Here is a 17,700-nt window from a genome sequence, read left to right as displayed (position 1 = left end):
CTCAGCGCTGCCCGCCGACCGCGTTGGCGGCGCCGACCGGGCGGATCCACACTTCCACGCGACGGTTGCGCAGGCGGCCTTGCAGCGTGTCGTTGCTGGCCACCGGCGCGATCTGCCCGAGGCCACGCTGGCGCGCCACGCGAAGCCCCTTCGTCCTCAGCTCGGCGGCCACGAGATCGACGCGGTCGTTGCTCAGCGAGAGCGCGAGGTAGGGCGTCGTTTCGGAACGATCGGCGAACCCGATCAGCAGCAGTTCGTGGCCGCCCTGACGCGGCGCGGCCATGAAGCGGGCCAGGCGCTCGATGTCTTCGACCGCCTTGTTGTCGAGCACGGCCGCGCCTTCGCCGAAGCGGAAATTCAGGCCCAAACGGCGCGCACCGGCGACGAGCGCGCGGTAGTCCTGATGCTCCGGCGCCCGCTGGTCGAGGGCGCGGATGTCCTGCGGCACGAAGCCGACATCGGCAACGACCTGCTGGCCCGAAGGGCCTAGCGCGAAATCAATCAGGGCCTGCACTTCGGCGCGCGGTCGCGCCGCGCTGTAAAGGAACAGGCGACGCGCCAGCACGTAGTCCTCGGTGGCCACGCTCAGCGCCGTCGGCGCCATCGGCACGGTGCCGCGCTCCGACAGGGCCAAGGGCTTCGCGCGCCCCACGCCGGCGAGGCCGACGAAGCCGATGGCCTGCGGGTCCGCCGCGACCGCCGCGGCGAGTTGCTCGGTCGATTCGTAGCGCGCAGCAGCCGCGCTGAGCGCCGCCTCGCCCATCACCAGCGACCTGAAGGTGTCGAACGTGCCGGAGCGGTCGTCGCGGGCATGCAGCACCACGGGACCAGGCGCACCGCCGACCTGCGACCAATCGCGCACCCGCCCGGAGAACAGCGCGCGCACCTGTTCGACTGTCAGGGTCGACACCCGGTTGCCCGGATGCACGATCACGGACAGGCCATCGAGGGCGATGACGTGTTCCAGTCCCTTTTCGTAAAGCGGCCCGATCAGCCGTGCGCCCTGCACCTCCTCCTCGCGCACCGCGCGGGACGCCATCCACAGATCGCAGTCGCCGTCGCGAAGCGCAGCGAAGCCGGTGCTGGTGCCATGCGCCAGCACGTCGACGACGAGCAGGCCCTTCGGCGTGGTGAAGCGCAGCCGCGACTCATCGAGGGCGGGGGTGTCCTGGCCGTCGAAGCGCCAGCCCTGCTGGGCCGCCCACGCCTTCGCCAGCTCCGGGGCCAGACGCTGGCCGACCGTGTTCGAACCGGAAAGACAGACCCGCTGCGTGCCCGCAGGCGCCTGCGCCTGCACGACCCACGCCATGGCGAGCACCAGGCCCACCGCCACACTGCGCCAAACTGCCAATCCGCGCATCGCTTGCCCCGCTGGCTGAAAGCCCGACAGGTTGGCGATCCGCGGTGACTCGTTCGTTGCGCGCGGATGACCGTTTCAGTCGCCGGTGGCGACGGGCCGCGAGGGATCGCTCACCCAGCCCGACCACGAGGGCGCGAACAGCGGTGGCATCGGCCAACCGGCGTGCACGAGCGCCAGCGCGTTGTGGCAAGCCGTCACGCCCGAGCCGCAGGACAACCATGTCGCGCTGTCCTCCGGCAGCAACGCTCGCCACTCGGCCTGCAACTGCGGCCGTGGCTTGAACCGGCCCGCGGCGAGGTTCTCGGCGAAGGGGCGGTTGAGCGCCCCCGGGATGTGCCCGGCTTTCGGATCGAGGGGTTCGACATCGCCGCGGAAACGTTCGCGCGCGCGGGCATCAACCAGCGCGATGGAGGCATCGCGCGACGCCAACGCGTCGGCGTCGACGGTCGGGGCGCTGCCGGGACGCCAGGCGTCGACCGGCGTGCCGTGGGCGATCCCGCGGTCGTCTCGGCACACCGCAGACTCGATGGGCGAGTCATCGACGGGGGCCTGCGCCGCCGTCCATGCGGCAAACCCGCCATCGAGCACTCGCACCTCGGCATGCCCCATCCAGCGCAGCAGCCACCACGCACGCGCCGCCGCCATGGCGCCGCTCCCACCGTCGTAGACGACCACCGGCGTCGCCGGCGTGATGCGCCAGCGGGCGAGCGTCGTGGCGAACTGGTGCGCCTCGGGCAGCGGATGGCGGCCTTCCGAAGCGGGCTTCGCGTGGTCGGAGAGATCGTCATCGAGATGCGCATACACCGCGCCAGGAATCCGCGATGCCGCGAACGCGCGGCGGCCGGCATCGGCATCGGCGAGATCGAAGCGCGCGTCGATGATGCGCAATGACGGGTCGCCAAGGTGCGCACGCAGGGCCTCGACCTCGACCAGCGGCGACGGTTCGTTCGATGCGGTCATCGCGGCGCTCCGTGTTCGGGAGCCCGAGTATTCAGGGCGGAGAAGCGGCCTGCAAACGCTCGCGCAAGTTCACCAGCATGGCCGCGGTGGCGCCCCAGATGCGGTGTTCGCGCCACTGGAACTCCACCAGCAGGCGCGTGCGGCCGCGCCACTCCATGGCCACGTCGCGGGCGCTGGCCGGGTCGAGCAGGAAATCGAGCGGCACTTCGAAGGCTTCGGCCACTTCGTCGGCGTTCGGATGCAAGGGATGCTCGTGGTCGATGCGCGCCACCAGCGGATAGACATGGAAGCCGGTGATCGTCGCGTATGGGTCGAGCCAACCGATCGGCTCGATGCTGCGCGCCGGCAAACCGACTTCCTCCTCGGTTTCGCGGATCGCTGCCGCCAGCGGACCCGCGTCGGCGAGGTCGACACGACCACCGGGGAAGCTGATCTGGCCGGCATGGTGCCGCAGCGCGTCCTGTCGACGCGTCAGCAGCACCGTGGTGCCGCTGCTGTGCTCGCGCAGCCCGACGAGCACCGCGGCCGGGCGCAAGGGTTCGGGGGGCAACAGATCCGCCAACTGTTCGAGGTTCCACGGCGACGCGATGGGCGCCGGGTGCAGCCCAAGCAGCGCGCGTTCGAACAGGTGGCGGGACAGCATCGAACGCTTCAGCCGGCGAGCCGCGACTCGCGCTCCGGCAGGACATCGTCCATCAGGCGCTGGCGCTCGGCATCGCCCATCAGCGACCAGCGCGCGATCTCGTCGCCGGTGCGGAAGCAGCCTTCGCAGAAGCCGGTGGCGTCGAGGCTGCAGATGCCGATGCAAGGGGTGAGGATTGGCGTGGACATTCAAGGTTCCGGAAACAAACAGGGCGCCGCCGGAGCGACGCCCTGTCGATGCCGCGAGCGTCGGGATTACTTGACGCTGACGAGCTTCAGGTCGAACACGAGGGCCTGGCCCGGACCGACCGGCGAACGCGGGTCGTTGCCGAAGGCCTTGTCGGCCGGCAGGTAGATCTCCCAACGCGAGCCGACCGGCATCAGCGGCAGCACTTCGCGGATGCCGACGAGCGGGAACTGTTCGATCTTGAAGGTGGCCGGCTGCGCGTTCGGCGACGCGTAGGTGTTGGCCAGCTCCTGGCCGGTGTGCAGCGAGTAGCGGAAGTGCATCTGCACTTCGCTCGTCGCGGTCGGGCGCGCACCGGTGCCGGCGTCGATGATGCGGTACTGGATGCCCGAGGGCAGCGTGGTGACGCCCTGCTTGGCGCGGTTGGCCGCCAGGAAGGCGTCCGACTTCGCCTTGTTCTCGCGAGCGGCGGTCTCGAACTGGGTGCGGGCTTCGGTCTGCAGCTTCTGCTGCAGCCAGCCCACGGCGCGACCCATCTGCTCTTCGGTGTAGGCCGCCTGGCGCTTGTTGTAGGCGTCCTGCAGGCCGCGGATGACCTGGTTCATGTCGACGTCCGCCTTGGCGTTGACAATCGACAGGCCGGCGTCATAGCCGAGCGCGTAGCTCAGGGTGTTCTTGTCGGGCTGGGGCAGCGGCGCCTGCTGGGCCGGAGCGCCCTGCGGACGGGCCTGCGGAGCGGGGGCCGGGGCCTGCGCGGTCGCGGCGGTGGCGACGGCGGCAGCAAGGGCAACAGCGAGGACGCGCACGATCATTCAAGTCTCCAGCGGAAAAAGAATCGAGGCCGTGGGGCGGCCTCGAGGGCGACGTAGAATAGCGGCCGGGGGCCTGAATCGCCACTGACATTCCGGGCCCGGAAGCACACTTATCCACAGCCCGCGCGGAGCGCGCATGACCTTTAACACCCTCCTAACCGAAGATCGGGGCGCGGTTCGCGTCATCACGGTCAACCGCCCCGACAAGCTCAACGCGCTGAACCACGCGACGCTGACCGATCTGCACGCGGCCTTCGCCGCCGCGGCGGCTGACGACGGCGTCCGCGCCATCGTGCTGACCGGCGCCGGCCCCAAGGCCTTCGTGGCGGGGGCGGACATCGCCGAAATGAACGGCCTGAGCCCGGTGCAATCGCGCGATTTCTCGCGCCACGGGCAGGCGCTGATGACCCGCATCGAACGCCTCGGCAAGCCGGTGGTCGGCATGCTCAACGGCTTCGCCCTGGGCGGCGGCCTCGAGCTGGCCATGGCCTGCCACCTGCGCATCGCTGCCGACACGGCCAAGATCGGCCAGCCCGAGATCAACCTCGGCCTGATCCCCGGCTTCGGCGGCACGCAGCGCCTGCTGCGCCTCGCCGGCCGCGCCGCGACGCTCGAGCTTTGCCTGCTCGGTGCACCGATCGGCACAGAGCGCGCGATGCAGCTCGGCATCGTCAATCGAGTCGTGCCCGCGGCGGAACTGGAAGCCACCACCTTCGCCGTGGCCGAACAGCTGGCGAACGCGGCCCCGCAGGCCCTGCGCGGCATCCTCGACGCCGTGCTGATCGGCGGCGAATCGCCGATCGACGTCGGCCTCGATTACGAGACGCAGGGCTTCGCGATCGCGTTCTCGACCGAGGACATGAAGGAAGGCACCGGCGCCTTCCTCGCCAAGCGCAAGCCCAGCTTCACCGGCCGCTGAGCACGCACGGGCCGGCACGCATGGGCGGGCATCGATGAGCCTGCATCGCTTTTTCGGCGGCCTGGCCCTCCCCGCGCTGAAACCGGCCCCGGCCGCCGTGAGGCGGCTGCCCGTGCCGGGCCAGCTGCGCGTGCCCCTGCTCCAACACGCCGGCGCGGAGGCCGAGGCCTGCGTGGTGGTCGGTGATCGCGTTCGCCGGTTCCAGCGGATCGGCCGCCGCACGGCGGACACGCTTGGCGCGGACGTGCACGCACCGGCGGCAGGCGTCGTGGTCGCCATCGAGCGCGGGCCGGTCGCGATGCCGGGCACGCCGGACGCGACGCATGTGGTGATCGCGGTCGATGCTGGCATCGCCGGGGCCGGACCTTCGGGCGACAGCGACTCGTCGGACGACGCCCGGATGCCGGCGCTGGATCCGCAGGCGACGCCGGTGGACGCGCTGCGCCAGCGGCTGGCTGATGCGGGCCTCGTCGGGCTCGGCGGGGCGGGATTCCCCACCGCCGACAAACTGGTCGGCAGCCATCGCCTGCTGATCCTCAACGGCGCCGAGTGCGAACCCGTGGTGGCCTGCGACGAAGCGCTGCTGCGCGAGCGCGCCGACGAGGTGGTGGCCGGCGGACGGCTGCTGGCGCGGCTCTGCGGCGCCACCCGCCTCGTGCTGGCGATGGAACAACGCATGGCCTCGGCCGTGCCGGCGGTGCAGGCCGCGATCGCCGCGAGCGCGGACGGTGACGCCGAGGGGCGGATGGTCGAACTGGCGCTGATGCCGGACCGCTACCCCGCCGGCGGTGAACGCCAGCTCATCCAGGCGATTACCGGCGAAGAAGTCCCCGACGGCGGCCTGCCACGCGACCTCGGTGTGCTCGTGCAGAACGTCGCTACCGCGGCGGCGGCTTGGCGGGCCGTCGTGCATGGCGAACCGCAGGTCTCGCGTCTGGTGACGGTGGGTGGCGATGGGGTTTCCCATGCCGCCACCTTCGACGTGTTGCTCGGCACCCCGGCGTCGCACGTGGCGGAAGCCGTGGGCGGCTGGCGCGACAAGGCAACGGTGCTGCGCGCCGGTGGCCCGATGATGGGCGTGGCGTTGCCGCATGACGACGTGGCGGTGATCAAGACCACCATCGCCCTCACCGCCTGGTGCGGGCCGGTGTCACCCGACGCGGGAGCGGGCTCATCCGCGCCAAGGTCGCCGCTGCCCTGCATCCGCTGCGGCGACTGCGCGAACGCCTGCCCCTCGCGGCTGCAACCGCAGCTGCTCCACGCCCGCCTGCGCGTGTCCGACGGCGGGGACTTGACCGGCGCCCTGGCGCTCGGCCTCGGCGCCTGCATCGAATGCGGGGCCTGCGACGCCGTCTGCCCGAGCGCGATCCCGCTCACCGCCGGTTTCGTCGCGGCCCGACAGTCGGCACGGCTCGGCCAGCACCAGCGCGTGCAAGCGGAGGCGGCGAAGGAGCGCTTCGAACGCCGCATTGAACGCCTGCAGCGCGAGGCCGAAGAGGCCGCCCAGCACCAGGCGCAGCGGGTGAAGCGGGTGTCGGGCGCCGCGGCGGCGGCCTTGGCGAAGGCCCGATCCAAACGCGCCGGGAGTGGTTCGGCCCCGAGCAAGGCGGACACGCCGCCCGAGGGTGATCGCCCATGAGCCCGCGTGCCTTCCGCGATCCCGGTACGCCGTCCCTGCACCTCGCCCGCAGCGTGTCGGCGACCATGGGCCTCGTGCTGCTGGCGCTGGTGCCCGGCATCGTGGCCATGACGCTGTTCTTCGGCCCCGGCGTGCTGGTGCAGATCGCGCTCGCCGTCGTCTTCGCGATGGTGCTCGAAGCCGCGATGCTGGCCCTCCGCGGCGCCACACTGCGGCCGGCCCTCACCGACCTCTCCGCCCCGCTGACGGCGGTGCTGTTCGCGCTGTGCCTGCCACCGACCGCGCCGTGGTGGATGAACCTCGTCGGCGTCTCCGCAGCGATCGTGGTGGCGAAGCACCTGTATGGCGGTCTCGGCCACAACCCGTTCAACCCGGCGATGGTCGGCGTGGCCGTGGTGGTGCTCGCCTTCCCGCTCGAGTACTCGCGCTGGATCGCGCCCGGGCAGTGGGACACGCTGGCGCAGGCCACGCCGCTCGACCTGCTGCGCCAGCAGGCCACGCAGGGCTACGCGCTGTCCGAGATCCAAGCGAACCCCGTGTTTGGCGCGCTCGGCGGCCGGGGCTGGGAATGGGTGGCGGGTTGTTGGACGTTGGGCGGGCTGCTCCTGCTGTGGAAGCGGGTGATCCCGTGGCAGACGCCCGTCGCGGTGCTCGGCACCACGGTACTGGTGACGCTGCCGTTCTGGCTGTGGGACGCCGACACGCACCCGAGCCCTCTGAGCCACGTCTTCTCGGGCGCGCTGGTGTTCGCCGCCTTCTTCATCGCCACCGACCCGGTATCGGGCTGCACGACGCCCCGCGGCCGCCTGGTCTTCGGCGCCGGCGTGGCGCTGCTGACGCTGGCGATCCGGCGTTGGGGCGGCTTCCCCGACGGCGTGGCCTTCGCCGTGCTGCTGATGAATGCCGCCGCGCCGCTGATCGATCGGCTCGCGAGGCCGCGCTGGCTCGGCGAACGGACGAAGGGCGCGCCATGAGCCTGCGCCTCGGCAACCTGGGACGCGGGGCCCTGACGCTGGCCGTCGTCGGAGCGTTGGGCCTCGGCGGCCTGCTCGCGATGCGTGCGCTCACCGCCGAGCGCATCGCCGAGCAGCAGCGCGCGTCGACCCTCCGTGCCTTGGCCGTGTTGTTGCCGAAGGAGTACGACAACGACCCGCAGACCGACCGCATCGAGGTGGTCGCTCCCGCGTGGCTCGGCAGCGAGGACGCGTTGACCGTGCGTCGCGCGCGGAACGACGGCCGCGTCGTGGCCCTGTTGCTCGAGGCCGTCGCGCCCGACGGCTACAACGGCGACATCCGACTGCTCGTCGGCGTGGATGCGCAGGGCCGGGTGATTGGCGTGCGCGTGGTCGAACACCGCGAGACGCCGGGCCTCGGCGACCCCATCGAGATCGCGCGCGGCCCGTGGATCACTGGCTTTGACGGCCGATCACTGCGCGACCCCGCGGCGGACGCGTGGCGCGTGCGGCGCGACGGCGGGGCCTTCGACCAGCTCGCCGGCGCGACGATCACGCCGCGCGCGGTGGTGGGCGCGGTTCGGCGCGCGCTTCAGTTCGTCGAATCCCACGGCGAAGCGCTGGCGATGGCCCCGGTTGGCGAAACACTCGCCTTCCGCGACCTGCCGCCACAGGAGGGCCCGACGCAGTGAGTGCAAGCCCGCGCACCATCCTCGAATACGGCCTGTCGAGCGGCAACGTCGCGCTCGTGCAGTTGCTCGGCCTGTGCCCGCTGCTGGCGGTCAGCAACTCGCTGGTGTCGGCGCTCGGCCTCGGCCTCGCGACCGTGCTTGCGCTGACGGCCACCAACGCCTGCATCGCGGCGCTGCGCCGCGTGACCGGCCGCGACGTGCGCATCCCGGTGTTCGTCACCGTCATCGCCTGCGTCGTCACCGCTATCGAACTGGCGATGCGCGCCTGGCTGCCGGCGCTGCACGGCGTGCTCGGCCTGTTCATCCCGCTGATCGTCACCAACTGCGCCCTGCTCGGCCGCGCCGAGGCCTTCGCGTCACGCCACGACCCGCTGCGCGCGGCGCTGGACGGCTTCGCGGTGGGCACCGGTTTCCTGCTGGTGCTGCTGGTGCTGGGCGGCCTGCGCGAGGCGCTCGGCCGCGGCACCGTGTTCGCCGGCGCCGGGGCCCTGCTCGGCCTGCCGCAGCTGGAGTGGACACTGCTGCCCGGCTACCGCGGCTTCCTGCTCGCCACCCTGCCGGTGGGCGCCTTCTTCCTGCTTGCCCTGCTGATCGCCGCGCGGCAGCGCTGGAGCGCCCGATGAAACCCGCCGACCGCATCGAGTTCTTCCGCCGCCTGCGCGAGCTCAACCCGCACCCGACGACGGAACTCGAATACACCTCGCCCTTCGAATTGTTGGCCGCCGTATTGCTCTCGGCGCAGGCCACCGACGTCGGCGTCAACAAGGCCACGCGCAAGCTGTTCCCGGTGGCGAACACGCCAGCGGGCATCCTCGCGCTCGGCGAGGCTGGCCTGAAGGGCTACATCAACACCATCGGCCTCTACAACGCGAAGGCCGCGAACCTGATCGCGACGTGCCGCATCCTCGTCGAACAGCACGACGGCGAGGTGCCGCGCGACCGAGAATCGCTCGAAGCCCTGCCAGGCGTCGGGCGCAAGACCGCGAATGTCGTGATGAACACGGCCTTCGGCGAGCCGACGATCGCCGTCGACACCCACATCTTCCGGGTCTCGAACCGCACCGGCCTCGCGCCCGGGAAAACGGTGGATGCCGTCGAACAGAAGCTGCTGAAGGTCGTGCCCGCGGAGTTCAAACAGGACGCCCACCACTGGCTGATCCTGCACGGCCGCTACGTGTGCAAGGCCCGCAAGCCGCTGTGCGGGGCCTGCCCGGTGCGCGACCTCTGCCGCTTCAAGGACAAGACCGACGCGACGCACTGAACCGCGAGGCGCTCAGGCGAAGCCGCGCTCCATCATCCAGCCGGCGACGGCATTGGCCGCCATCGGCGCGCCGTAGTGGTAGCCTTGGCAGATGTCGCAGTCGAGCTGCGCCAGCTTGATCACCTGCGACTGGGCCTCGACGCCCTCGGCCACCACCTTGAGGCCGAAGCCATGCGCCAGCGCGATCACGGCGCGCACGATCGCGGCGTCGCCGGCGTCGCGCACGATCTGTCGGACGAACATCTGGTCGATCTTCAAGACGTCGATCGGCAGGCGCTTGAGCTGCGACAGGTTGGAATAGCCGGTACCGAAATCGTCGAGCGCGAGGGCCACGCCGAGTTCGCTCAAGGTCGACATCAGCGCGATGGCGCGCTCCGGGTCGCGCAGTGCGGCGCTCTCGGTGATCTCGAGTTCCAGCGATCCGTGGGAAAGGCCGGACTCCTGAAGCACGGCACGCACCCCGTCGACCAGCCCCGGGTCCTCGAACTGCCGCGGCGAGAGGTTCACGGCCACGCGCTCGACCTCCAGCCCTTCCTCGCGCCAGCCCTTGAGTTGGCGCACCGCCTCGCGCAGCGCCCAGCTGCCGATGGGAAGGATCAGGCCGGACTCCTCGGCCAGGGGAATGAACTCGGAAGGCGCGACCTGGCCCAGCTCGGCGTGGTACCAGCGCAACAGGGCCTCGAAACCCACCAGCCGCTCGCCGGCCAGCGCGATCTGAGGCTGGAAGGCGAGGCTGAGTTCGCCGCGCTCCATGGCCAAGCGAAGGTCTTGCAGCAGGCGCACGCTGCGGCCGCGGGCGGCGCTGTTCTCGGCGGAGTAGAAGGCTACCGTGCCGCCGGGCGCGGTGGCGGGTTCGGCGGTCTCGGCGTTGTCGAGCAGGCGCTCGGGGGTGTCGCCGTCGCGCGGATACACCGCCACGCCCACCGAAGCATCGAAGAACAGCCGGCGGCCACCGATCTCCATCGGCTGCGCCAAGGGCGCCAGCACGTCGCGCAGCTGGGCTTCGATGCGGGTCTCGTCCTCCACGCCGGACAGGGCGATGGCGAACCGGTGCTCGCCGGCTCGTGCCAGCACGGCGTGGTTGCCCAGCCTGGCGCGGACGCTTTCGAGCAGCCGGTTGGCCCCCTCGCGCATCACCTCGTCCGCAGGCCCCTGCCCCAACGACTGCCGGAGCACCGGCAGTTGCCCCAGTGCGATGCTGGCGAGGATGGCGCTGGGCTGGCCGTCGCTCGTCCAGGCGAGGCGGCAGAGGAAGTGGCTCCGATTCGGCAGGCCGGTGACCGAATCGAACTCGCGGAGCTTTTGCGCCTCGGCCTCGAGTTGCCGGCGCGCCTCGGTGCGCTTGGCAGAACGCCGCAGCTGGGCCTGCACGAGCGACAGCAGTTCGGTCGGGCGGAAGGGTTTGGTGAGGTAGTCGTCGGCGCCGAGGTTCATGCCGGCACGGATCGATTCGCGCTCGTCGAGGCCGGTCAGGAACACGAAGAGCAGGTCGGCGGTGCGCGGGTCGGCGCGAAGGGCCGCCAACAGATCCTGCCCATTGCCGCCGGGCATCAGGACATCCGACAGGATCAGGTCCGGCAGGTGCTCATGGGCCAGGATGAAGGCATCAGGGCCATTGTCGGCCTCCAGCACCCGGTAGCCGGCCGAGCGCAGGGTGGCGTTCAGCACCGCCCGGATGCTGCCGTCGTCTTCGGCAACGAGGATCGTGGTCGTGCTTGCCTGCCCTGCCATCGGCGCCCTCCCCGGGGCGATCCGAACGCCCGCCGACCGAGTCTAGCCGGAGGCCCGGCGTCATGCGCCAGTGACGGCGGGATGTCGCTGGGATGACCCTCAAGTATCGATTTCGTGTCAACTGAAACATGGGTGTCACATCCCGTCCATAGGCTGCGCCCACCTTCCCAACGGTGCCCGCCGCCATGCGCTTCGCCCGCTCCCTGCTTGCCGCCTCCCTCGCCGCCGCCCTCGCCACCCCGGCCATGGCCGAGGTGCCGATCGACGTGATCGGCGGCACCGAGATCTACTTCGACGGCCTGATCCACTTCGACAGCTACCACTACGACCAGGACATCAGCCGCGCCGACGGCCTGGCCCTGACCGCCGCCCAGATCAATGCCAACACCCTGACCAACAACGGCCAGGTGCGCCGTGGCGAGATGATCTTCCGCGGCCGCATGGCCAACGGTGGCGAGTGGCAGATCGGCTACGACCTCGTCGGCGCGCGCGGCACCGGCCGCAATGGCCGCTGGCTGGACGTGAACTACCGCGGCCGCCTCAACGCCGACTGGACCTACCGCGTCGGCCAGTTCAAGCAGCCGAACTCGCTGGAAGAGCTGACCTCCACCCGCAACAACGAGTTCATCTCGAAGGCGATGATCACCAATGCCTTCGGCATCGCCCGCCGCGTCGGCGCCGAGATCCAGTACGCCACGCCGTCGATCACCGCCACCGGCACCTGGTTCACCCGCGAAATCAACGTCAACCAGCGCGTTGGCAACGGTTACGGCGCCCGCTTCACCTGGGCCCCGATCGTCGACATCGAAGCCGGCGAAGTGCTGCACTTCGGCGCCTCGCTCGTCGACCATGACACGGTGCAGGATCGCTACAGCCTCGGCATCCGCCCGCAGGCCGACATCGCGCTGAACAACAACGCGACGCTCGGCAACCTCAACACGATCTCGGTGTCGCTGGCCGACGCCGACCGCGTCCAGATCGCCGGCCTCGAGGGCATGTACTTCAACGGCCCGTTCAAGATCATGGGCGAGTACATGCGCCAGACCGTCAGCCGCACCAACGGTCGCCCGGACTACGAGAGCGATGGCTGGTACGTCTCCGGCCTCTACACCCTGAGCGAAGACAAGTTCGGCTACCGCGGCGGCATCTACACCACGGCCGTCCCGAACGACCCGGTGAAGGGCCTGTGGCAGCTCGCCGCCCGCTACGACAAGCTCGATGCCAACGACGGCGCCCTGCTCGGCGGCCAGCAGGAGTCGTGGACGGTCGGCGTGAACTGGTACATCCGCTCGAACTTCCGCCTCTCGATGAACTACGTGATGCTGGACAGCAGCCGCGTGCAGTCGGGCGTGCTGATCAACAACAACCCGAACATCGTCGAGCTGCGCGGCCAGATCGCCATCTGACGCCGCCCCAGCGGGCCGTCGGGGCCACCCCGGCGGCCTGTCATCGGACTGTCACAGAGCTGACACATACTGCCGACCGCCCCCGAGGCGCCGGCCTTTTGGAGATTCCCGTGAACCTCAAGACGTTTTCCCGGATCGCCGCCGCCGGCCTGATCGCCGCCTCGGCATTCGCCGCGCAGGCCCAGAACATCACCGGTGCCGGCGCCTCGTTCGTGTTCCCCGTCATGTCGAAGTGGTCGAGCGAGTACGCCGCCGCCGGCCAGGGCCGCGTCAACTACCAGTCGATCGGGTCGGGCGGCGGCATCGCCCAGGCCAAGGCCGGCACCGTCGATTTCGGCTCCACCGACGCCCCGTTGGCGCCGGCGGACCTCGCCCAGAACAAGCTGGCCCAGTTCCCGTCGGTCATCGGCGGCGTGGTGCCAGTGGTGAACCTGCGCGGTGTCGCCGCGGGCCAGCTGCGCCTCACCGGCCCGGTCATCGCCGAGATCTACCTCGGCAAGATCACCCAGTGGAACGACGCCAAGATCGCCGCCCTGAACCCGGGCGTGACCCTGCCCGACCAGACCATCCGCGTGGTCTACCGTTCGGACGGCTCGGGCACGACCTACAACTTCGTGCACTACCTGTCGCAGATCAGCCCCGAGTGGAAGCAGCGCGTCGGCTTCGGCACCGCGGTGCGCTGGCCGACCGGCTTCGGCGGCCGTGGCAACGAGGGCGTCTCGGCCTACGTGAAACAGCTGCAGGGCTCGATCGGCTACGTGGAGCTGAGCTACGCCACCACCAACAACCTCACCTATGCCGCCATGCAGAACGCCGCGGGCGCCTGGGTGCAGCCGAGCATCGCCAGCTTCCGCGCCGCCGCCGCCAGCGCCGACTGGGCCGCAGCCGAAGACTTCAACCTCGTCATCACCAATGCCCCGGGCGAGGCCAGCTGGCCGATCGCCGCGACGAACTTCATCCTCGTCCCGCTCACCCCGCGCGATCCGGCCAAGGCGGCTGCCACCCTGAAGTACTTCGAGTGGGCCTACGCCAACGGCGACGCTTCGGCGGAATCGCTCGGCTACGTGCCGCTGCCCGACCCGCTGGTCGAGCGCGTCAAGGCCTACTGGGCGGCCAAGCTGAAGCGCTGATCGCCCAGCAACCCGATCCACCCCCCAGGCGCCGGCGTCCCCGGCGCCTGCGGCATCATCAGCACCCTGAACTCGACCGACGGAGCTCCGCCATGACCTCGACCCTGCTGCGCACCACTCTCGCCCTCGGCGCCGCGAGCCTGCTCGCCGCCTGCGGCGGATCGTCCGACGCCCCCGCGGCGAACGGCGAGGCCGGGACGGCCCCGGCGCAGCCGGCGGCGATCGACGTCACCGGCGCGGGCGCCTCGTTCGTGTTTCCGCTGCTGTCGAAGTGGTCGAGCGAGTACGCCACCGGCACCGGCAACCGGGTGAACTACCAGTCGATCGGCTCGGGCGGCGGCATCGCCCAGGCCAAGGCCGGTACGGTCGACTTCGGTTCGACCGACGCCCCGCTGAAGCCGGAAGAACTCGCGGCGGCCAACCTCGGCCAGTTCCCCTCCGTGGTCGGCGGCGTGGTGCCGGTCGTCAATATCGAAGGCCTGCCGGCCAACCAGCTGCGCCTGACCGGCCCGCTGCTGGCCGACATCTACCTCGGCAAGATCGCCAAGTGGAACGACCCGGCGATCGTCGAGATCAACCCCGGCGTCACCCTGCCGGAAGCCGACATCAAGGTCGTCTACCGCTCGGACGGCTCGGGCACCACCTTCAACTTCGTCAACTACCTCGGCCAGGTCAGCCCGGCCTGGGCGGAGGGCGTGGGCCAGGCCGCGACGGCGGTGAAGTGGCCGACCGGCGTGGGTGGCAAGGGCAATGAGGGCGTGGCCGCTTACACCAAGCAGCTCAGCGGCGCGATCGGCTATGTCGAGCTCAGCTACGCGCTGCAGAACAACCTGACCACGGTCAGCCTGCAGAACGCCGCCGGCAACTGGGTCGCGCCGAGCATCGCCAGCTTCCAGGCCGCCGCCGCCAGCGCCGACTGGGCCAACGCGCAGGACTTCCATCTGGTCATCACCAACGCCCCGGGCGCCGAGGCGTGGCCGATCGCCGCGACCAACTTCATCCTGGTCAGCAAGTCCCCGTCGAACCCGGCCAAGGCCCGCGCCGCGCTCGAGTTCTTCAAGTGGGGCTACGCCAACGGCGATGCCCGCGCCGAAGAACTGGGCTACGTGCCGCTGCCCGACGCCCTGGTCACCCAGGTCGAGGGCTACTGGGCCCAGAACTTCACGTTCTGAAGGCCGGGTACAATCCCCGCTCCACCGTCCGCCCTGCCTCGGGCGTGATCCAACGCCCGCGTCGCATGACGCGGGCGTCCTGATCTGAACTCTCCGGTACGAACCCTGATGGCGTCCGCCACGTCCCAACTCGACCACCTGGCCCGCGGCGACGCGCGTGCCGACCGCCTGTTCCGATGGACCGTGGCGGCCGCCGGCTTCTTCGTGCTGATCAGCCTGATCGGCGCCGCCCTCACGATGGCCTGGGGCGGCCGCGAAGCCATCGGCACCTTCGGCTGGAGCTTCCTCACCTCCGACAACTGGGACCCGGGCAACCTGGTCTTCGGCGGCCTCGCCCCGATCGTCGGTACCGTCATCACGGCGGGCATCGCGCTGCTGATCGCCGTGCCGATCAGCTTCGGCATCGCCCTGTTCCTCACCGAGGTCGCCCCGCCGTGGCTGCGCGGCCCGGTGGCGACCGCCATCGAGCTGCTGGCCGGCATTCCGTCGATCATCTACGGCATGTGGGGCCTGTTCATCCTGGTGCCCTTCCTCGCCGAGTACGTGTATCCGAGCCTCAGTGAGTACGGCAGCCAGCTGCCGATCATCGGTGCGTGGTTCGATGGCCCGCCGATCGGCATCGGCATGCTCACCGCCGGCATCGTCCTGTCGATCATGATCATCCCGTTCATCGCCTCGGTGATGCGCGAGGTGTTCCTCACCGTCCCGACGCGCCTGAAGGAATCGGCCTACGCGCTGGGCTCGACGACCTTCGAAGTGGTGTGGGACATCGTGCTGCCCTACACCCGCTCGGCGGTGATCGGCGGCATCTTCCTCGGCCTCGGCCGCGCGCTGGGCGAGACGATGGCCGTCACCTTCGTGCTCGGCAACGCCAACCGCCTTGCCAACCTGCTCGAGCCCTCCAGCTCGATCGCCGCGACCATCGCCAACGAGTTCGGTGAAGCCTTCGCCGACCTGCACCGCAGCTCGCTGCTGGCCCTGGGCTTCGTGCTCTTCATCGTCACCTTCATCGTCCTCAGCATCGCCAAGCTGATGCTGATGAGCCTCAAGCGCCGGGAGGGCAAGTGATGGACGCCGCCGTCTCCGAGCGCCTGTTCCAGCGCCGCCGCCTCGTCAACGTGCTCGCCCTCGTGCTCTCGGGCACGGCAGCGATGGTCGGCCTGTTCTTCCTCGTCTGGATCCTCTTCACCACGCTCTCGAAGGGCATCGACGGCCTCAGCCTCGCGATGTTCACCGAGATGACCCCGCCCCCGGGCGCCGAGGTCGGCGTGGGCGGCCTGCTCAATGCCATCGTCGGCAGCATCGTCATGTGCACGCTCGCCGTGCTGATGGCCGCACCGGTCGGCATCGCGGCGGGCACCTACCTCGCGGAATACGCCAACTTCCGCAAGATCGGCAGCATCATCCGCTTCGTCAACGACATCCTGCTGTCGGCGCCGTCGATCGTGCTCGGCCTGTTCGTCTACATGGTGCTGATCGGTACGCCGCGCCAGGTGGCGACGGCCATCCAGTCCACCGAGGCCGGGCAGCAGGGCTGGCTGGCGGGCGTGGCCGACTGGCTGATCGGCATCTCGGGCTTCTCCGCCATCGCCGGCGCCGTCGCACTGGGCTTCATCGTGTTGCCCGTGGTCGTCCGCACCACCGACGAGATGCTGCGCCTGGTGCCCACGCAAATGCGCGAGGCTGCGCTCTCGCTCGGCATCCCGCAGTGGAAGGTCACCGTGCACGTGCTTTACCGCGCGGCGATGTCCGGCATCCTCACCGGCGTGATGCTCGGCCTCGCCCGCATCTCCGGCGAGACGGCGCCGCTGCTGTTCACGGCCTTCAACAACAGCTTCTGGAACCTCGACCTGGGCGAGCCGATGGCCAACCTGCCGGTCACGGTCTACCAGTTCGCGATGAGCCCGTTCGAGAACTGGCAGCTGCTGGCCTGGGCCGGCGCCTTCCTCATCACCTGCTTCGTCCTGCTGGTCAGCATCACCGCCCGCACCCTCCTGCTGCGCAAGAAGATCGCCAATGACTAACGCCCCGATCGCCCTGCAGACCGCCGTCGCCGGCGGCGAGCCCGCCACGGCTTCGCCGGCCAAGCTGGTCGCGAAGAACCTCAACTTCTTCTACGGCGACTACCGCGCGCTGAAGGACATCAACCTCACCGTCCCCGAGAAGCGCGTCACCGCGCTGATCGGCCCGTCGGGCTGCGGCAAGTCCACCCTGCTGCGCATCTACAACAAGATCTACTCGATCTACCCGGGCCAGCGCGCCGAGGGCGAGATCCTGCTCGACGGCCAGAACCTGCTGGACCCGAAGTACCCGATCAACCGCCTGCGCAGCAAGATCGGCATGGTGTTCCAGAAGCCGGTGCCGTTCCCGATGTCGATCTACGACAACGTGGCCTACGGCATCGGCCACTACGAGAAGCTCAACAAGTCCGACATGGACGACCGCGTCGAACAGGCCCTGCGCCAGGGCGCCCTGTGGGAGGAGGTGAAGGACAAGCTCAAGCAGAGCGCCCTCGGCCTCTCCGGCGGCCAGCAGCAGCGCCTGTGCATCGCCCGCGCCGTCGCGTTGAAGCCCGAGGTGATCCTGTTCGACGAGCCGACCTCGGCCCTCGACCCGATCGCGACCGGCAAGATCGAGCAGCTCATCGCCGAGCTCAAGCAGCAGTTCACGATCCTGATCGTCACCCACAACATGCAGCAGGCCGCCCGCTGCTCCGACTTCACCGCCTTCATGTACCTGGGCGAGCTGGTCGAGCACGGCGTCACGCAGCAGATCTTCACCAAGCCCTCGAAGCAGCAGACCGAGGACTACATCACCGGCCGGTTCGGCTGAGCCA

The 17,700-nt window shown here is 70.1% G+C and carries 16 protein-coding genes and 1 pseudogene; 12 read left to right on the top strand and 5 right to left on the bottom strand.

The genetic code is table 11. The features are described 5' to 3' along the window. Window position 1: 1 nt before the first annotated feature. The 4 genes and pseudogenes from O9280_RS10105 to O9280_RS10090 form a co-directional block, all read right to left on the bottom strand. The gene (locus tag O9280_RS10105) at window positions 2–1,360 is read right to left on the bottom strand and encodes a phosphate ABC transporter substrate-binding/OmpA family protein (RefSeq protein ID WP_298341963.1); all 1,359 of its coding nucleotides are present in this window, start codon (window positions 1,358–1,360) and stop codon (window positions 2–4) included. Between the two features lie 75 nt (window positions 1,361–1,435). Beyond that, entirely contained in the window at window positions 1,436–2,320 is an 885-nt protein-coding gene (locus O9280_RS10100; protein WP_298341961.1) for a sulfurtransferase, read from the bottom strand. Between the two features lie 31 nt (window positions 2,321–2,351). Continuing rightward, window positions 2,352–3,151, bottom strand: a pseudogene (locus O9280_RS10095) (DUF1289 domain-containing protein). A 66-nt stretch (window positions 3,152–3,217) separates the two neighbouring features. Then, window positions 3,218–3,961, bottom strand: a complete 744-nt coding sequence (locus tag O9280_RS10090) for an FKBP-type peptidyl-prolyl cis-trans isomerase N-terminal domain-containing protein (protein ID WP_297864914.1) — start codon at window positions 3,959–3,961, stop codon at window positions 3,218–3,220. A 136-nt stretch (window positions 3,962–4,097) separates the two neighbouring features. On the opposite strand from O9280_RS10090, the gene O9280_RS10085 reads away from it, so the two are divergent. From O9280_RS10085 to nth, 6 genes are read left to right on the top strand one after another with little or no spacing between them, the layout of a single operon-like run. Further along, a complete protein-coding gene (locus O9280_RS10085) occupies window positions 4,098–4,880 on the top strand; it encodes an enoyl-CoA hydratase-related protein (protein WP_298341960.1) in 783 nt (260 codons plus the stop codon). A gap of 34 nt (window positions 4,881–4,914) precedes the next feature. After that, window positions 4,915–6,519, top strand: a complete 1,605-nt coding sequence (rsxC, locus tag O9280_RS10080; protein WP_298341959.1) for an electron transport complex subunit RsxC — start codon at window positions 4,915–4,917, stop codon at window positions 6,517–6,519. Next, entirely contained in the window at window positions 6,516–7,493 is a 978-nt protein-coding gene (locus O9280_RS10075) for an RnfABCDGE type electron transport complex subunit D (RefSeq protein ID WP_298341958.1), read from the top strand. The genes rsxC and O9280_RS10075 overlap by 4 nt, the downstream gene beginning before the upstream one ends. Further along, window positions 7,490–8,164 (top strand): electron transport complex subunit RsxG, encoded by a 675-nt coding sequence (gene rsxG / locus O9280_RS10070; protein WP_298341956.1) that lies wholly within the window; start codon window positions 7,490–7,492, stop codon window positions 8,162–8,164. The genes O9280_RS10075 and rsxG overlap by 4 nt, the downstream gene beginning before the upstream one ends. Beyond that, window positions 8,161–8,787, top strand: coding sequence for an electron transport complex subunit RsxE (gene rsxE / locus O9280_RS10065; protein ID WP_298341953.1), 627 nt, complete (start codon window positions 8,161–8,163; stop codon window positions 8,785–8,787). Before rsxG ends, rsxE begins: the two co-directional genes overlap by 4 nt. Next, window positions 8,784–9,425 (top strand): endonuclease III, encoded by a 642-nt coding sequence (gene nth / locus O9280_RS10060; protein WP_298341949.1) that lies wholly within the window; start codon window positions 8,784–8,786, stop codon window positions 9,423–9,425. The genes rsxE and nth overlap by 4 nt, the downstream gene beginning before the upstream one ends. Before the next feature lie 12 nt (window positions 9,426–9,437). Here nth and O9280_RS10055 read toward each other — a convergent pair whose 3' ends face one another. Beyond that, window positions 9,438–11,156, bottom strand: coding sequence for an EAL domain-containing response regulator (locus O9280_RS10055; RefSeq protein ID WP_298341947.1), 1,719 nt, complete (start codon window positions 11,154–11,156; stop codon window positions 9,438–9,440). A 185-nt stretch (window positions 11,157–11,341) separates the two neighbouring features. Here O9280_RS10055 and O9280_RS10050 point away from each other — a divergent pair, with 185 nt between their 5' ends. The 6 genes from O9280_RS10050 to pstB all read left to right on the top strand — a co-directional run bounded on the left by O9280_RS10050 (window position 11,342) and on the right by pstB (window position 17,696). Then, the gene (locus tag O9280_RS10050) at window positions 11,342–12,562 is read left to right on the top strand and encodes a porin (RefSeq protein ID WP_298341945.1); all 1,221 of its coding nucleotides are present in this window, start codon (window positions 11,342–11,344) and stop codon (window positions 12,560–12,562) included. Between the two features lie 110 nt (window positions 12,563–12,672). Continuing rightward, window positions 12,673–13,692 (top strand): phosphate ABC transporter substrate-binding protein PstS, encoded by a 1,020-nt coding sequence (gene pstS / locus O9280_RS10045; protein ID WP_298341941.1) that lies wholly within the window; start codon window positions 12,673–12,675, stop codon window positions 13,690–13,692. Window positions 13,693–13,784: 92 nt separating this feature from the next. Continuing rightward, on the top strand, window positions 13,785–14,864 hold the full coding sequence (gene pstS / locus O9280_RS10040) for a phosphate ABC transporter substrate-binding protein PstS (protein WP_298341939.1): 1,080 nt from the start codon (window positions 13,785–13,787) through the stop codon (window positions 14,862–14,864). A 108-nt stretch (window positions 14,865–14,972) separates the two neighbouring features. After that, window positions 14,973–15,932, top strand: a complete 960-nt coding sequence (gene pstC / locus O9280_RS10035) for a phosphate ABC transporter permease subunit PstC (RefSeq protein ID WP_298341936.1) — start codon at window positions 14,973–14,975, stop codon at window positions 15,930–15,932. Next, the gene (pstA, locus tag O9280_RS10030; RefSeq protein WP_298341931.1) at window positions 15,929–16,888 is read left to right on the top strand and encodes a phosphate ABC transporter permease PstA; all 960 of its coding nucleotides are present in this window, start codon (window positions 15,929–15,931) and stop codon (window positions 16,886–16,888) included. Before pstC ends, pstA begins: the two co-directional genes overlap by 4 nt. Then, a complete protein-coding gene (gene pstB / locus O9280_RS10025; RefSeq protein ID WP_298341929.1) occupies window positions 16,881–17,696 on the top strand; it encodes a phosphate ABC transporter ATP-binding protein PstB in 816 nt (271 codons plus the stop codon). The genes pstA and pstB overlap by 8 nt, the downstream gene beginning before the upstream one ends. Window positions 17,697–17,700 lie beyond the last annotated feature (4 nt).

Source organism: Silanimonas sp. (assembly GCF_027531545.1).
Taxonomy (GTDB): Bacteria; Pseudomonadota; Gammaproteobacteria; order Xanthomonadales; family Xanthomonadaceae; genus Silanimonas.
The sequence above is the reverse complement of the archived record's forward strand: the minus strand, read 5'-3'. Positions and strand labels throughout refer to the sequence as shown.

What these genes read in the sequence shown, in the direction of transcription:
- O9280_RS10105 (WP_298341963.1), bottom strand. Translation starts at nt 1,360, where the DNA reads ATGCGCGGATTGGCAGTTTGGCGCAGTGTGGCGGTGGGCCTGGTGCTC.
- O9280_RS10100 (WP_298341961.1), bottom strand. Translation starts at nt 2,320, where the DNA reads ATGACCGCATCGAACGAACCGTCGCCGCTGGTCGAGGTCGAGGCCCTG.
- O9280_RS10090 (WP_297864914.1), bottom strand. Translation starts at nt 3,961, where the DNA reads ATGATCGTGCGCGTCCTCGCTGTTGCCCTTGCTGCCGCCGTCGCCACC.
- O9280_RS10085 (WP_298341960.1), top strand. Translation starts at nt 4,098, where the DNA reads ATGACCTTTAACACCCTCCTAACCGAAGATCGGGGCGCGGTTCGCGTC.
- rsxC (WP_298341959.1), top strand. Translation starts at nt 4,915, where the DNA reads ATGAGCCTGCATCGCTTTTTCGGCGGCCTGGCCCTCCCCGCGCTGAAA.
- O9280_RS10075 (WP_298341958.1), top strand. Translation starts at nt 6,516, where the DNA reads ATGAGCCCGCGTGCCTTCCGCGATCCCGGTACGCCGTCCCTGCACCTC.
- rsxG (WP_298341956.1), top strand. Translation starts at nt 7,490, where the DNA reads ATGAGCCTGCGCCTCGGCAACCTGGGACGCGGGGCCCTGACGCTGGCC.
- nth (WP_298341949.1), top strand. Translation starts at nt 8,784, where the DNA reads ATGAAACCCGCCGACCGCATCGAGTTCTTCCGCCGCCTGCGCGAGCTC.
- O9280_RS10055 (WP_298341947.1), bottom strand. Translation starts at nt 11,156, where the DNA reads ATGGCAGGGCAGGCAAGCACGACCACGATCCTCGTTGCCGAAGACGAC.
- O9280_RS10050 (WP_298341945.1), top strand. Translation starts at nt 11,342, where the DNA reads ATGCGCTTCGCCCGCTCCCTGCTTGCCGCCTCCCTCGCCGCCGCCCTC.
- pstS (WP_298341939.1), top strand. Translation starts at nt 13,785, where the DNA reads ATGACCTCGACCCTGCTGCGCACCACTCTCGCCCTCGGCGCCGCGAGC.
- pstC (WP_298341936.1), top strand. Translation starts at nt 14,973, where the DNA reads ATGGCGTCCGCCACGTCCCAACTCGACCACCTGGCCCGCGGCGACGCG.
- pstB (WP_298341929.1), top strand. Translation starts at nt 16,881, where the DNA reads ATGACTAACGCCCCGATCGCCCTGCAGACCGCCGTCGCCGGCGGCGAG.